This is a genomic window from Cryomorphaceae bacterium 1068 (genome assembly GCA_027214385.1).
GTDB lineage: Bacteria > Bacteroidota > Bacteroidia > Flavobacteriales_D > Cryomorphaceae > JAKVAV01.
Map to the genome: position 1 here is coordinate 1 of JAPVXR010000020.1, position 15613 is coordinate 15613.

Genomic DNA, 15613 nt, shown 5'->3' on the forward strand with positions numbered 1-15613 from the left:
CCATTCAGGAAAGTAGCTACGAAAACTTGATTTTCACCTTCAGCTCCTTCTACTTGGAGCGTGAAGCTGTCATCGATTCCATCGCTCTTACAAACAGTGGTCGGACCATCTACGGTCAGTTCTCCACCTACGGCGGTGCACTCACTATCAGAAGAGCTGAGGCTACCTGCTTCCAAGAGTAACGCGCTATCGAATAATGCATCTCCTCCGTCAGCAATCACCCATCTTATTGTATACGATTCGCCTGGAGTAACGGTGAACTCACCTTCTAGTGATATAGTGCGTCCGTTGTACTCATGGTTCAGCCCGCCTTCGTTGTCCACATAGTAGGCACTATTATCCAGTCCTCCTTCAGGGCATCCTTCTTCACTCCATATATTATCTTCGATTGAGCCCGAGTTTATGGTATTGGATGTAACCAATAAATCGGTCCCGGGAACCAAAGCAATATTTTGATTGTCATATTCTCCTCCGTCGACAAATACGGCCATCACATCAGAGAATGGTGAGCACACATAAGCACTGTAATCTTCTGATGCGAACAAGTATGAAAAGCTGATATTGCTTCCTTCAGCTACAAAATCCGCTGAGAGCGAAACAGCATCATTCGTTGATTGATCAGTCAATTGTTCCAGGTCGTCATCGCCTGCAACTCCGTTTACAGTAGTTGTCGCCATCGAGTTGTTTGGACCCGCAGCGTCTACTACTACTCCTGTAGAGAGTATTACTCCTTCGCTCGCGCCGAAGTCGGCATTCATATAAGTACCGGAGGCACCTTCAGCACCAATTAAGGTTGCATTGGAGTATGTCAAATTGCCGTTGTCGTTTAGAAAGAGTTCGATCAATTCGTTCGCATCCGATGATTCGGTTGCAGAAAGCTGAGCAAACCCTGTATTTAATAAAAGACAACCCGCTAGTATTCCGAAGAATTGGGTAAAAAATCGTTTCATGTTTGGTTTTGATTAGGATTTATTGTTCAAGAAGGTTGATGTCAGAGATGGTATTGTTCCAGTCAGAAACAGACCATTCGGGTTTTCTATTAATTTGCAAGAATACCGTTGCGGTTGTTCCGTCCGCATTGGGTCTGAACATGATTAAGTTGGTGTTTTTCTCAGAGAAGAATTCTACAGCCTCTTCGATTGAATTCAATTCCAAAGAGGAAATGTCGATTGAATAGACTTCTTTGAGATTTGTAGATGGAATTTGGAAAGTTCCGTCCTCTTGAATGGCCAGTGAATTTTCAGTTTGGCCGAAGAGGGCAAGACTTGAAAAAACCATGCAAGCGATGAACATGTTCTTTAGTGTTTTCATATTAAGGTATTTAACATTAGGTTTTTGGCTACCCCGATTTTCGGAGAAGGTTTGTTGCACACACAATATTAACTACTAGCGCGGGTTTTTTTGTACGACAGTCAGCCAAAACATGAACAATGTCGTTTTCTTAACAAGCTGAGCTTTAAGATGTTTTTTTTTACGAAAGTGGGGTAGGGAAAAATCAGCTGAATTTGTCTTTGGCCAAATTGAGCCAAGAGAGTGCGGAACCGCTCAATAGTTGCTCTTTCAGCTCGTCGTCATAAGACATGGAGTGGATGAGTTGGCCTGGCTGAAGTTCTCCCAAAGGAAAGGGATAGTCCGTCCCCAAGGCTATTCGGTTGGCTCCCATCAATTTCACAACGTAATCCAGCACGTTTGGATCATGAACCAAAGAATCTATCCAAAACTTACCGAGATAGTCTCGAGGGTTAACATTATTGTCTACCGCGCATAGATCGGGACGAACATTAAACCCATGCTCTACACGACCTACGGTAGCCGGAAAAGAACCTCCACCATGAGCAAAAGCTACTCTTAGTTTTGGTAATCTTTCAAAAACTCCACCAAATATCATTGAGCATATAGCCAGCGATGTTTCTGCGGGCATTCCTACCAACCAAGGTAGCCAATAGCGCTCCATCTTACTCTTGCCCATCATATCCCACGGGTGAATGAAGACACACATGTCTAAATCTTGACAAGCCTCAAAAACAGGGAAAATGTTTGGGTCATTGAGATTCCAGTCGTTTACATGGGAACCAATTTCAACACCCGTCAGGCCTATTTCCTTGCACCTTTGTAATTCCCGGATAGCCAGCTCAGGGTCTTGCATGGGAAGTGTTCCCAAGCCAACGAACCTCTTCGGATAGCGATCGACAATTTCAGCAATATGATCATTGAGGAAACGAGAAACCTGAAGGCAGTCTTCAGGTTTGGCCCAATAGCTGAACATGACGGGGACCGTACTCAGAACTTGAACATCAACGTGCTGTTCATTGCACTCTTTCATGCGGGCTTCGGCATCCCAGCAATTGTCTTCTACCTCGCGAAAGAATTTGTTATCCATCATCATCCTTGCGCGGCAAGGCACATGATGATCTAAGTGTATAAAGCCACCGTATCCAAAGCGCTCCCGAAAGGAGGGAATATTCTCAGGGAGAATATGCGTGTGGATATCAATGGTGAATATTTCCATTCAGGAATCGGGTTGCGTAGTCTTTCGCAAAGTAAGTTAAAATTATATCTGCTCCGGAGCGCGCTATGCTAAGAAGCATCTCGTCAGCAGCTTTTGCCTCGTCAAGCCAGCCTTTTTCTGCTGCTGCTTTGATCATGGCATACTCTCCGCTAACATTGTAAGCGGATATGGGCAATGAGCTGAATTCCTTTAACTTGGCTATAATATCCAGGTAACACAGTGCGGGCTTAACCATTAAGAAGTCGGCACCTTCTTCCTCATCCAGCAAAGCTTCTCGTAATGCCTCCAAGGAATTGGCAGGATCCATTTGGTAGGTTTTTTTGTCCCCGAATTTTGGTGTTGAATCCAGTGCATCTCGGAAAGGACCGTAATACGCACTGGCATACTTAGCAGTATACGACATGATAGACACATCAGTGTAGCCGTTTTCGTCCAGTGCTGTTCTGATTTCTCCAACTCGGCCATCCATCATATCGGATGGACCTATGATATCAATCCCCGCTTGCGCTTGAGCTACGGACATTTTTGATAAAATGGGCAGTGTTTCGTCATTCAAAATCTTACCATTTTTCACCAAGCCGTCGTGTCCGTCAGAGCTGTATGGGTCCATGGCCACGTCGCTCATCAAAACTGATTCGGGAAATCGATCTTTAATGCCTTTGATTCGGTGCAGGTAAAAGTTTTCTTCTGCCCATGAATAAGATGCAGTATCATTTTTGAGTTCTTCCTCTACAGCGGGAAAGAGAACAAAGGCATTGATGCCGAGTTTTAACGATTCCTCTATTTCTCGTAGAAGTTCTTTTTCGCCTAGTTGTGCCTGTCCGGGCAATGAAGAAATTGGATTGTACGCCGATTTATCTGCCGTGATGAATAGCGGGTAGATCAATCGATCGGGAGTCAATCGAGTTTCACGCACCAAGCTTCGAATCGCCGGTGACTTGCGGTTTCTTCTGGGTCTGTTAACCATTTTGATCGTACATGTCTATTGTAATGAGCAGCCCTCTAATCTGAGCAGCTACTTCATCGAGTCTTTCTTTAAGTGCTATTTGGAGCTCCAAAATCTCTTTGTCGCTCATTCCTGCAGCTATTTCTTCTTTCATAGGATCGTGGCTGTGGTGGTGATCTCCGTCGTGTTTGTGTTCGTAACCAGGTACCGAAACTACCGACTCTTCCCAAGAGGCCAAAGCACGAAAACTCTTGTCAATGCTCCGAATCATTGCATCGTAAGCAGATTTTTTATCCTTGTTAGAAATACCTTCCTCTAATTCTGCTGTCACACGGGTCTTTACCTGCATCAATGCAGAGTAGATGGAATCGTGCCTCGTCATGATTTCCTCATGTATTGCTGCCGCCTCTTTGATGGTTCGGTTTTGGCCCCGACCTGAATCTCCGCAACTTGCCATCACGGCCAATCCCAAACTTAAAATGATAATCCAACGCATATTAACTTTTCGTTTTTTCTGTTTTCTCCTTTCGGGGAACCGGGTCATACCCGTGTGATCCCCAGGGGTGACATTTTGAAATACGCCTAATTCCCATCCAAGTTCCCTTAAACGCTCCCCATTCATTAATGGCCTCTATAGTATAGCTGGAGCAAGTGGGAGTGAACCTACAGTTGGCACCAAACCAAGGCGAAATGGCAACTTGATAGAATCGGACGAATCCAATAAATATTATGTTGAGCACTTTCATGCGGCTGCAAAAATACGTATTCCCTTAAGCTTAAAGGTGTGATCTACGTCATTTTTAGCGAGATTTGATGGCGTAGGAGATCTGAATCTTAGCGAAGTGATTAAAAAAGTCCAATCAGCACACCTTAACGAATATTTTCAGATATTCATCGCTGGTGCCATATCACCTTTTTCTGTAAAAAAATAGTGATAAGACTAATCCCAATATGAAATACATTTTGAGAAGGACTTTCGAAAGTATCGCTTACTAACTTTTCTCTTGCTGCAGAGTTAAGCAGCGTTTCTAAGAACTTCTTCCCAAGTCAGGTTTCCGCTGTAGCGATGTGATACTTTTCCCTCATCATCCATGGCCATCAGGTATATCCATCCATTGTCGCATAAGTCTCTGACGGCTTTGTGTTTCTCCAAGATGGAATTCATGGCTTCAATCGGTGCTTCTATGATCACGTTCAAGCGGAGTGGGTCGTGCTGAAATTGCTCCCCATCGTGTATTGACTGCAATGGCAGTCCTACTCTTAAGTCACCTGAATATCCTTCAAGTACGCCAACTCCGGCGGTTACATTATGAAGGGTCTTATTTCCCGACCCGAAGTTTTTGTTGTCTACAGTCGAACCGTAGTACTGCAAGTTGATCCAGCTCGTTACTACCATCGGTGCCGTCATGATCAGTTCCAGGACTGAAAACTCCGTATCCTTCCTCCATTCATACGAGTGCAAGAAGGACTTTCCTTCGAGATCGATTCCTTTGGTTCTTCCGCGTGGCGCTACCACAAAAGCAGAGCATCCCGCTAGTCCCCATTCGGGACGCAATTGTGCCCAGTCTTTACTTCTTGCCATCATTGCCTTGTCGCTTTGAGAAGCGTTACCTGACGTTAATCGCAGAGAACGTTCCGTTCTGGTTGCTTTACCAGCTATGGCTAGAGACTTCTTTAGGTCGATTAAGTCTTCAGCTTTATCAGCGGGTACATCTGTCTCATTCAAAATACTCACTTCATCAGTAGTCGTATCGTGAAGACAGGCGAGGAATACCGTATTCGATGGGATGGAAATATTTGCCTCGAGCAATGCCGTTCTCACTTTAGGATTATTCAAAACCGCGGCCGCTACTCTGGCATTGGCTTCACCCGTATGACCTCCGCAAGCGCCGCAGTCGTATCCTGTAGCATGCGGATTATTGACCATCGTAGACCCATGGCCGGTAATCATTACGAATTTCGCAAAATCACTATCCAGCGACATGGCCTTCAAAGCATTTTGACCCATTTCAATTTGTTGATCCAATGAGATTCCTACGGTCGGATCATCTTTATCCGTAGCCAGGCTGATTCCTTTCTTTTCAGAAAAATCATCTTTCGTTCCTACCGTATTAGGATTGGGGACAGGTCTGGTCCAGCCAAAAGCATCTGTAAAGATCTTTGGTAGATAGCTCAACCCCATTGGACTTACGAAGCTGAAACAAGTCACTGCTCCTGATTTGAAAGACTTCCAGACTTGTTGAACTTGTCTATGCAGAATTCGATTATTTAGGGCCGATTTGTTTTGATCCTCATCGGGCAACTGCTCCATTATTTTTGGTCCCGTAGTCAATAGAACAGGACATTGCGCTTCGCCATGATCATGACCTACGGGTACATACTCGATAGGGAAAGCAAAGAACCCGGCAAATCCGAGCGTTTCAATTTGGCTATCAGCCAACTCAAGATTTCTACGGTATACTTCTGATCGCACATCAATGCAAAAGATGGCTTGCGCTTTGGCTTGTTTAGTCTTCTTTTCCTCACTCTTCTGCTCTCCCTTAAACTTACTTACAAGATGACGTTGGGCAGATGCATCAAATGCTTCCTGCAGAATCAGGTTGTTGATCAGGTTTTGGTTGAGGTCTTTTTCGACATTAACATGCGCCAATATAGAGCGCGCACTATTCCATTTGGTTTCTAATTCCTGTGAGTGAAGACTTTCAAGTAAACAGATTTCCCAACACAAGAGAACGGCCAAAAATTCCATCAGTTTTCCATCCTTACCACCATTTAACTCGCTATCCCAATCCAGTCGAGCAGCATATGCCGACCAACCTCCCATACGGAGAAGTAAGCGATGGAGGTAGAGAGAAGTTCCATCATCTGAAATCTTCAGTTGATTTAAAGCATATTCAGTTGCTTCAACGGGGTGATCAGGCAGGGCTTTTATCAATTTTCTAAATCCCTTTAATCCGCTTAATTCAGGGGTGCGGTCAATAAGGGCTTCGGCCTTCCACGACGCAAACAATCCCGCCTTCTGATCAGCAGTAGACCAAACAGCTTGGCCATTGTCAAAGTATGAAGCTGCCCAGGTAGATATTCTGCCAACGATAAAGCGATTCCAGTCTTTATTGGTCACTTGAGTGGCAATATCAGCAACGGTCGCGAACGTTGATGTTTCTTCGCAGTTATGTGAATCCTTTTCTAATCCTTCAATGAATTTCCATGCATCCGTATAGATTCTTCGGCTATTTAATGCAGTTGTCAGATCATCCATCTGAATCCGGCCCTCTTTAATCTTTTGTAAGTAAAAAGAAGTAGGTAAAGTCATCTGAATACCTCCTGCCGCTGCTAGTTCTTGGGCTACTGAACTGAACTTTTTATCAGTAAATCCGAGATATGGATTTACGGCAACAAAGTTTTCCAAAGGCCACACTGGTGCAATTTTTTTACAAGCTGTTCTCAAAGTGTTTACCAGCCGCTTTTGATCAGCATTCAGCTTTTTGAAGATGTCCACTTGACTGTTAGCTATGTTTAAGTCTTTCATGATGTTCGGATTGAGAATGAGGGAGGTTAGACGGTCTCAACTAGAGGTTTTTTGATTTCTACCTGTTGGTGATTGATTTGCTCAAGGCTCTCTATCACTTGAGGTTTGCGCTCTGTTCCATGAGAGTATAGCGAACGCACCGTTCGGTCAAAAACGGTATTTACATATAAACCATTTCTCAAATGGATCGCCCAAGCTCTAGTGAATGGTGATGTCGAAATGAGGGGGGCAATGATTTGGATAAATACTGTGCCTGTGAAAATCAGTAGGATACCACCCATTAGAATGGTTTCCGGTGTTCCTGGAATGGCCAATACGGGCAGCTCATTTGCCAATATGAAGTGCATTCCCGATTCCAAGGTAAAGAATGCAGTCGTGACAACGAGAGAAAGAAAAGATGCCCTCAAAATCAACTTCATGCTTCCATTCGAATCCAATGCGGAAGTAAAGAGTCTGGAAAGCCCCAATGCTATTATTCCGCCGATTATTAGAAGCGAACGTTCTTTTATCGGGTCAATTCCCCAAAGGATAGCGAATCCAGTGTAAACACCAAGACCTAGTAGTATTCCAAGTGCAATTCTAACAGGGCTACCAATCCTTTTAGCCGATTTTACTTTGGCTGATCGAATGGTGTCAATCACACTACCCGATGATAGGAATGAATGAGCTTTATAGAAGGAGTGGGCTACCAAGTGCAGCATAGCTGCTGCATAAGCCCCGAGTCCGCAAGTCATTAAGCTGAAACCCATGTGAGCGATGCTTGAATAAGCCAAGGCCGTCTTGACTGAGGTTTGAGTAAGGAAGACGACTGACGCAAACAGTGCAGTAAACCCTCCAATGCCGATTAGTACCATTGACGCATAAGTACTCGCGTCCATGACGTAGGCCATTCTGATGATAAGAAATGGTCCTGCGTTGAGTAATCCTGCATGCAGCAACGCCGACACCGGAGTCGGTGTTTCCATCACCTCTATTAACCAACCATGCGTAGGAAATTGTGCGGACTTTAGCAATGCGGCTCCTGCGAGCAGACCTGCAACAGTTTCAATTCCTTCGGGAGTTTGACCTGAGGCAATGGCTGTTTGTAGTGAATCAAAAATGCTTTCCAGATTGCCTGTACCATAGAGAGTGTAGAGCAAAACGGTCGCTGCTAGGAGACAAGCATCACCCAACCGCGCAAGGATAAACTTTTTACGCGCGGAGATGATCGCGCCCGGTCGCTCTTTGTAAAAAACCAAAAGGCGATGCAGAGACATGCTGGTGAGAACCCATGATAGAAAAAGAATGGCGAGATTCCCAGAAAGAACCAGAAGTTGAACGGATGCCATAGTGGCCGCAAGCCGGCCGATAAATGCACCTTGTCTTTCGTCGCCATCTAAGTAGTTCAGGCTAAAGCGCACCACGATAAAACCAATGAGTGCAATCATGCCAAACATTAGGGTGCTCACCGAATCAAAACGCAAGCTGAGGCCAAGGCCTTCTATGTCAATAAACGAAGTTTCAAGCATTCCATACTCGAACACAAAAAAACCGCTGATTGCGGCTATTACAATGCTGATCCAAGTGGAGACTACTGCCATCTTTTTCACAGTAGACGGACGTAAACCTCGCTCAAACCACGAAACCAAAGCAGTAAGAGCAAATATTACAGGTGATGCTACTGCAATCAGAGATATTAAGGATTGATTCATTGCTTAAATGTTTTGGTTGAGTTTTCCGTCTAGAGAAATTCTATTGTTACGCTAGATTTTAAGCGTAAAGTCTTGCCTTTTTCTTCCGCCAATTGAATAAGTTCTTTGATGGCAGTTTTACTCTGCTTCAATTCTTCCGTGCGCTTTACTGATTTTTCATGTACTTGACCAAATCTGATCTCAGTACTGAAAGTCTTCAACTCATGGAAGTTGATTTTCTTATCAATTAAATAATTAAGAATTTCCAAGGCTTCTTCGGGTGTGAAGTCTCCTTTAATCAGATCGTAATCTGCTTTTTCAACTAATTTGTTTCCTTGTAATTCGGGTGATGAATTTGTCATGATTTTTTTTGTTTGTGGGGCAAAGGTTAGAAAGTTGATCCATATATTTGCATTTATATTTATTATGATGTGTATAAACGATAGTTTATGAACTATACCATTCATCAGCTTCAAATATTTCTGAAAGTTGTACAGACACGTAGTATTACCAAAGCTTCGGAAGAGTTATTTATGACTCAGCCTGCCGTATCCATACAGTTAAAAAAGTTGCAAGACCAATTCGAGATTCCGCTGACAGAGGTTATCGGTCGGCAGCTATATATCACTGATTTTGGAAAAGAAATAGCAGTGATCGCCGAGCGCATGGTACAGGAATTGGAAAGTATTAATTATAAAACTCAGGCTTTCCAGGGCATCGTGACGGGAAAGCTGCGCATTTCTGCTGCCTCTACCGGTAAGTATGTCATTCCATTCTTTTTAACGGAGTTTCTCGAAAAACACAAGGGAATAGACCTCTTACTGGACGTGACGAACAAAACAAAGGTGGTTGATAGCCTGAAAAAGAATGAGATCGATTTTGCCTTGGTGTCTGTATTGCCCGAAAAGTTGAATGTAGAAGAAGAAATCCTGATTGAAAACAAGCTTTATTTCATCGGAAATCAAGTGGAGAGAAAGGAGAACAAGCCCCTTATCTATAGGGAAGAGGGCTCTGCCACAAGGGCTTCGATGGAATCCTATTTTGTTTCTCGTGAAGGACAGCAGCGAAAGCAGATGGAGCTTACTTCAAACGAGGCCGTAAAACAAGCAGTTATCGCAGGACTGGGCTATTCCATAATGCCTTTAATTGGGATACAAAATGAACTGCTAAACGGGCAAATGCATATTCTAGAAGCCGAGGGATTGCCTATCACAACAGAATGGAGATTGATTTGGCTGAAAGGGAAAAAGCTATCTCCCGTGGCTCTAACCTATCTTGAATTTGTCAGGGCAGAAAAACAAAGAATACTAATCGATCATTTTGATTGGTATATGAAGTATGAGCAAGCCTCTGGAAAGTAGTCTTGGAAACTTTTTGGGAGGCTTGTAAAAAGATCTTCCCAAATAAAAGAGGCATTGAAAGTTGCCTTTTTTGTTAGTCCTGATTTCTTTGTGATGTCTTACGGGATGGCATCTATAGCCAGCTTATACCACTTTCCTCAGTACCTCAAGGGGAGGCTTATTTAAAATACTACGGCTATTGCTGAGTCCGATTAATACGGTGAGCGAAGTGATGGTAAGGTAAACCCCGAGAAGGACCAATAAATCGGGCGTGAGAGTGGTTTCGAAACTGAGCCAAGCCAATAGGCTTCCTGCCATCAAAGCAATTACAATACCCGACATGGCCGCCAAGCTTCCCAATAGAAAATACTCCATGGCATTAATCAGAAGTATCTGATTTCGCCGAGCGCCGAGGGTGCGTAGTAAAACACTCTCTTGCATGCGTTGGTATTTGCTGATAAGCACTGAGCCCGTGAGCACCAGCAATCCGGTGAATATGCTGAAGAAGGCCATAAAACGAATGGCAAAGCTCACCTTGGAAAGCACCGTGTCGATGGTTTCCAATACCAATTGCAGGTCAATGACGGATATGTTTGGGAATTGCTTTACCAATTTTTGCTGAAAAGAAGCGGATTGATCGGGTGATTCAAACCGCGTGAGCAGAACGTGAAATTTCGGGGCATTTTCCAATACTCCTTTCGGGAACACTACCAGAAAATTGGTTTGCATTCGCTGCCAATCTACTTCTCGAATACTCCCCACATAGGTTTTCAAGCGAGCGCCTTGTACATTGAAAATGAGTTCATCACCGAGATCTACGTTCATGTCTTCACGAAGTCGCTTCTCGAGTGACACGAAAATGCTGTCGCCGCTTCCTTTGTAATTTTCCTGCCATTGACCGCTCAGCAATGTTTCCGATTCGCTGAGGCTGTCACGGTAGCTCACACGGTACTCCCTGCTCAAAACCCAGTCGCGGATGTTGGCAGTAGTATCGGCTCTCAACTCTTCTATGCCCCGGCCTTTAATGCCTTCCAGTCGCATAGTGACGATGGGCACTTCACTGATCACGGGTAGGCCACTTTTCTGGGTTAGTTCCCGCACATTTTCTACCTGATTTGATTGGATATCAAAAAGTACCATGTTGGGGCGGCTCTCGGGTGCGGAGGTCAACTTCACCTTGTCGACAAGAAGCTCCTGACTGATAAAAAGCGTAGTGATCAGAGCGGTTCCCAGCCCAATGGTGACCACCAGAATGAGTGTTTGATTATTCGGTCGGTAGAGATTGGCCAAGCCCTGCCGCCATACGAAAGGGCTCCTCGAAGGGAAAAAGCGCTTGGCGAAATAGATGGCTAGTTGCGCCAGCCCCGCCAAGATGGCGAAAGCTACCAGAATGCCTAGCGAAAAAGAAAGGGCACTGCTCCACTCGTTGAGCTGCAATCGCGAAAAAATAAGGATAAAGACGAGAATTCCTGCTCCCGCCACCCATGGCGCTTTATCCTTAACGGCCGGCTCAAGGGAAGTGCGAATGGCCCTAAGTGGCGATATCTTTCGTAAACGCACCAGGGAAAGAAGAGCAAATAGCACGGCGGCAATCACTCCAGTGAGAATGCCTTCGAGAATAGAAGACCAGCTGAGACTAATAGCCACATCTACCAAAAGGAAATCGTCGAAAAGAGCGGGTAGAAAATACTGAATGGCCGCCCCCAGCGATGCTCCTAGCACTGACCCGATTAGGGCCATTGCCAGCACTTGGATCAAGAAAATGGCCATTGCTTGCCGACCCGAAGCACCGAGAACGCGGAGAACCGCCACTGCCGTGGTTTTTTCTTTGAGGTAAATATGGACGGAACCCGCCACACCAATACATCCCAAGATGAGAGCTACGAAAGCCGTCAGGTTCAAAAAACCCGTAAGGTCTGAATAAGCATCTCCAATTTCCTCTTTTCGCTCAGCCACATCATCGAAACTCAATTCGGTTGTTTCGAGCCAAGGTGAGAGGTATTCTGTAAAAACGGCATTGTCAAATCCCTCGGGATACTTTGCGTAAATCTTATAATTAATTCGGCTTCCCAATTGATTCAGCCCCGTTTCTTCCATCAGGCGAAGGGGAATGAAAACGGGAGGTGCAACCGTGGTGGTGATGGCAGATTGCCCGGGCACTTCCAGCACGCTACCTTCGATGAGGAAGGTCACTTCTCCAACCTTCACTGAATCGCCGGGAAAGGCGTCAAATTGGAGCAAGAGTGTTTGATCTATTAAGGCTTTTTGCCCTTCGGTAAACTTGGTCGCTTTGCCGGCAGGCTCGGTAATGATCTCTCCGTAAAAGGGAAAGTTCTCTTCCACCGCTCGCACGTTGATGAGTCTCGTGCCGTCATTCTTGGGAAAGTAAACCATGGAGGCAAAGCTCATTTCCTCAGACATTTCAAATCCGAGCGAGTCAAAACGTTGCCTCACTTCATCAGGAATCGGCGTGCGGCTACTTATTTCGAGGTCGGCGCCGAGCAGTGCTTTGGCTTCTCCATCGATCTCATCGTTTAGGTTTTCGCCAAAGGAATTGATGGCCACCAAGGCGGCAATACCCAAAACGATGCTACTCATAAAAAGGAGAAGTCGCGAGGCATTTCTGCGGCTGTCGCGCAAAGCCATTTTTGTCAACCAACCGAATCCTGCTTTATTCGTTCCCATCACGATACGGAGTCGGCTAAGGTGTCGGAAAACAATTTTCCGTTTTTCATGTGTATTATCCGTCCGGCGCGTTGCGCCAGATCAAGGTCGTGGGTAACGAGGATCAATGTCGTTCCGGCATCGGTATTGAGTCGGAAGATCAATTCTTCTATGGTGGTGCCCGTCTCGCCGTCTAGATTTCCAGTGGGCTCATCGGCGAAGAGTATAGAAGGCTCATTGGCAAAAGCCCGTGCAATCGACACTCTTTGCTGCTCCCCGCCTGAAAGCTGGGTGGGGTAGTGGCCTCCTCTATCGGCCAATCCTACTTTTTCGAGCAAGTCATTTGCCTTTTTTCGAGCCTTTTTGTCACCCTTCAATTCCAATGGAATCATGACATTTTCTAAGGCAGTAAGCGTAGGAAGCAGGTTGAAACTTTGAAAAATAAACCCCACATGAGCACTGCGCACCTGTGCTTTTTCATCCTCGCTGAGTTTGTCGAGCGAAATTCCGTTGAGGGTAACCGAGCCCGAGGAAGGTACGTCTAGGCCCGCCGAGAGTCCTAGCAAGGTGGTCTTACCACTCCCTGAAGGCCCCACAATTGCGCAAGTAGATCCGCGTTTCACATCGAGACTCACTTTGTTGAGTACAGTCAACTGTCGAGATCCGCTTTTGTAGTTCTTCGTAAGTTCGCGTATCCGTAAAATGGGCTCGTTATTCATGGAAATATGGGGTTTCGGATAAAAGGAATAGTTTCAAAACCGACAAAGCTACCGGATGTTTTGTTTGATAGATATCGATTATGCTAATTAACAATATTAAACTGCTCGTCGTCACCACGGGACTCTTGGTTTTTTCTGCTTGTGGTGATACCGCTCCAAAGGAGGAGACGGCAAAAACGACTCAATCTACCACAGTAAATACGGAGCGAGCTGAGGACAAACAGGTGATTCTCTTTTTTGGCAATAGCCTCACGGCGGGTTATGGCGTGAAAACAGAGGAAAGTTTTCCTGCCTTAATCCAACAGCGCATCGACTCGCTTGGGTTAAACTATGAGGTGATCAATGCAGGTGTAAGCGGTGAGACAACTGCTACGGGTCTCAATCGCCTCGATTGGGTACTCGGTAATTATGAGGTGAATATTTTCGTGCTCGAACTGGGCGCCAATGATGGATTACGCGGCCTCCCGCCCGAGCAGACTCAAAAGAACCTACTGGAAATCATCGATAAAGTGCGTGCGCTAGAGAAAGGGGTAGAAGTAATTCTGGCAGGTATGATGGTGCCACCGAGCATGGGCTCAGAATACATGGCAGCTTACAACCCCATTTTCAAAGAAATCGCTCTTAACAAGGACATCGAACTTATCCCTTTTCTTTTGCAGGGAGTCGGAGGAATAGATTCACTTAATCAAGATGATGGGATACACCCTAACCCTAAGGGAAATCTTATTGTACGCGAAAACGTGTGGGAAATATTGGGGCCTATGCTTGAGCAATAGTCGCTATTCTTATTAAAGTCGAGGATCAACAAGCTTTTCAATAAAAAAAGGCACCGAGCGGTGCCTTTTGATTATAGTCCTAATTTCTTCGCAATGTCTTTCGGGATGGCATCTTTGTGGAGGTAGATGTTCATCGTTTTCAACTTTGCGTAAGCTTCGCTGGCAAAGAAGTAGCCGTCGAGGTTGTTGTACTTCGTTCCCCAAGAGTTCTTCACGAGGAAGTACTTGTCGCCGTTTTGGTCTTCTACGATTCCCGTGATTTGCATACCATGATCGTCGGTGGTTTGCCAATTGTCAAATTGCTCTTGGCGCATTTCCTGATCCACATCCAATTGCTTTACAGGTGTTTCAAAAGCATTGGAGATTTTGTCTGCACCTGCATCGTTAAACTGGTTGTTGTCTTTTCCCTTTACATCAATGGTCGATTCGTCTTCCGGAAGAATTGCCAACCCCTCTCTGAAGGCAAAACCCTTTTCCGATACATCTGCACCCCATGCAAATGAGTAGCCATTCATCACCGACTCTTCCATCACGCGCATCAATTCCTCGATGGGCAAATTGTAGCTCTGGACGTGCAACCAATTATCGGGAATTTCCAGTACAAACTTCTCATAAAACGGATGGTGCGTGTAGCTGGTGATGGACACGTAATCGTCCATGTTCAAGCCCAAATCTTCAGCATAGGTTTTAGGAGTGTAGCGCTTTCCGCGGTATTCAAACTCTGATGGTACCTCCCCAAGGTAAGCTTCTACTACTGCGTCGTAGCCTTTTTGCCAGCTTGTAGTAAGATTCTTTTGTTTGTTTTCTACTACCGCTTCCACATAGGCTGTCAATATATTGTCCAGTTCCGAGTGGTTGTGGGTTTCTGTGCCGTACTCCAATCCGTCATAGACTTCTTCGGGTACCATTCCGTACTTTTCCCACACGTGGGCAATGTCTACAAAAGCACCACCTGCACCAAAATTAGTGTGGCCATGCATCCGCACGTATCGATCTGCTTTTTCCTTGTAGGTATTGTTTACTACGTACATCTCGCTTAGGTTGTGTTCACCTGCACCTGTCCGAATGAGTTCGCTTTCGAAAAAGCCTAAAGCAGAAAAGCTCCAGCAAGTTCCGGTGCGGTTTTGATTCTGAACCGGGGTAGCTTCGATGTCTTTCACTACTGTGAATGAATAGCCGCTTTCGGGCTTTATTTTGATGGTTTCACCGTCTTGCGCACTCGCGCTCAGGGTAATCGCCAAAGCCGTAGCCCCGAGTATAAATTTGTTAGGCATGTATTTATTGAATTTTAGGAACGCCAATTTACAATAAATGATTGTAGGTGTGACCGGCTACAGCTAGTTGATAAGTGAACCAGAGCGCAGCAAAAGGTTTTACAGGGTTTTGATTTACGCTGAGTTCACCGAGAATTTTTTAACGTGTAGGGTGTTTTAGAGTTCACCGAGGATCGCATGTGCGAT

General features: G+C 45.2%; 14 protein-coding genes. 2 read left to right on the forward strand and 12 right to left on the reverse strand.

Features of this window, described 5'->3' with window-relative positions:
* The 9 genes from O3Q51_17325 to O3Q51_17365 all read right to left on the reverse strand — a co-directional run.
* Positions 1–950 (reverse strand): choice-of-anchor L domain-containing protein (locus O3Q51_17325; GenBank protein MCZ4410581.1); only part of this gene is annotated, 950 nt, incomplete at its 3' end.
* 19 nt (positions 951–969) lie between these two features.
* On the reverse strand, positions 970–1311 hold the full coding sequence (locus O3Q51_17330; protein ID MCZ4410582.1) for a hypothetical protein: 342 nt from the start codon (positions 1309–1311) through the stop codon (positions 970–972).
* A 184-nt stretch (positions 1312–1495) separates the two neighbouring features.
* Entirely contained in the window at positions 1496–2509 is a 1014-nt protein-coding gene (locus tag O3Q51_17335) for an amidohydrolase family protein (protein MCZ4410583.1), read from the reverse strand.
* Entirely contained in the window at positions 2490–3482 is a 993-nt protein-coding gene (gene hemB, locus O3Q51_17340) for a porphobilinogen synthase (GenBank protein ID MCZ4410584.1), read from the reverse strand. The genes O3Q51_17335 and hemB overlap by 20 nt, the downstream gene beginning before the upstream one ends.
* Positions 3469–3951, reverse strand: a complete 483-nt coding sequence (locus O3Q51_17345; GenBank protein MCZ4410585.1) for a hypothetical protein — start codon at positions 3949–3951, stop codon at positions 3469–3471. The genes hemB and O3Q51_17345 overlap by 14 nt, the downstream gene beginning before the upstream one ends.
* Before the next feature lies 1 nt (position 3952).
* Positions 3953–4201 (reverse strand): membrane protein insertion efficiency factor YidD, encoded by a 249-nt coding sequence (gene yidD, locus O3Q51_17350; protein ID MCZ4410586.1) that lies wholly within the window; start codon positions 4199–4201, stop codon positions 3953–3955.
* Positions 4202–4470: 269 nt separating this feature from the next.
* Entirely contained in the window at positions 4471–6984 is a 2514-nt protein-coding gene (locus O3Q51_17355) for a DUF2309 domain-containing protein (protein MCZ4410587.1), read from the reverse strand.
* Between the two features lie 26 nt (positions 6985–7010).
* Positions 7011–8675 carry a proton-conducting transporter membrane subunit gene (locus O3Q51_17360; protein ID MCZ4410588.1) on the reverse strand — a complete coding sequence of 555 codons (1665 nt, stop codon included), beginning with the start codon at positions 8673–8675 and terminating at the stop codon, positions 7011–7013.
* Between the two features lie 29 nt (positions 8676–8704).
* On the reverse strand, positions 8705–9016 hold the full coding sequence (locus O3Q51_17365) for a hypothetical protein (GenBank protein ID MCZ4410589.1): 312 nt from the start codon (positions 9014–9016) through the stop codon (positions 8705–8707).
* Between the two features lie 87 nt (positions 9017–9103).
* On the opposite strand from O3Q51_17365, the gene O3Q51_17370 reads away from it, so the two are divergent.
* Positions 9104–10015, forward strand: a complete 912-nt coding sequence (locus tag O3Q51_17370; protein ID MCZ4410590.1) for a LysR family transcriptional regulator — start codon at positions 9104–9106, stop codon at positions 10013–10015.
* 123 nt (positions 10016–10138) lie between these two features.
* Here O3Q51_17370 and O3Q51_17375 read toward each other — a convergent pair whose 3' ends face one another.
* Both O3Q51_17375 and O3Q51_17380 read right to left on the reverse strand, forming a co-directional pair.
* Entirely contained in the window at positions 10139–12679 is a 2541-nt protein-coding gene (locus tag O3Q51_17375; protein MCZ4410591.1) for an FtsX-like permease family protein, read from the reverse strand.
* The gene (locus O3Q51_17380) at positions 12679–13377 is read right to left on the reverse strand and encodes an ABC transporter ATP-binding protein (GenBank protein ID MCZ4410592.1); all 699 of its coding nucleotides are present in this window, start codon (positions 13375–13377) and stop codon (positions 12679–12681) included. Before O3Q51_17380 ends, O3Q51_17375 begins: the two co-directional genes overlap by 1 nt.
* An 80-nt stretch (positions 13378–13457) precedes the next feature.
* On the opposite strand from O3Q51_17380, the gene O3Q51_17385 reads away from it, so the two are divergent.
* Positions 13458–14153, forward strand: a complete 696-nt coding sequence (locus O3Q51_17385; GenBank protein ID MCZ4410593.1) for an arylesterase — start codon at positions 13458–13460, stop codon at positions 14151–14153.
* 71 nt (positions 14154–14224) lie between these two features.
* Here the strand turns inward: O3Q51_17385 and O3Q51_17390 are convergent, their stop codons facing one another.
* Positions 14225–15427, reverse strand: a complete 1203-nt coding sequence (locus O3Q51_17390; GenBank protein MCZ4410594.1) for an aminopeptidase — start codon at positions 15425–15427, stop codon at positions 14225–14227.
* Positions 15428–15613: the final 186 nt, after the last annotated feature.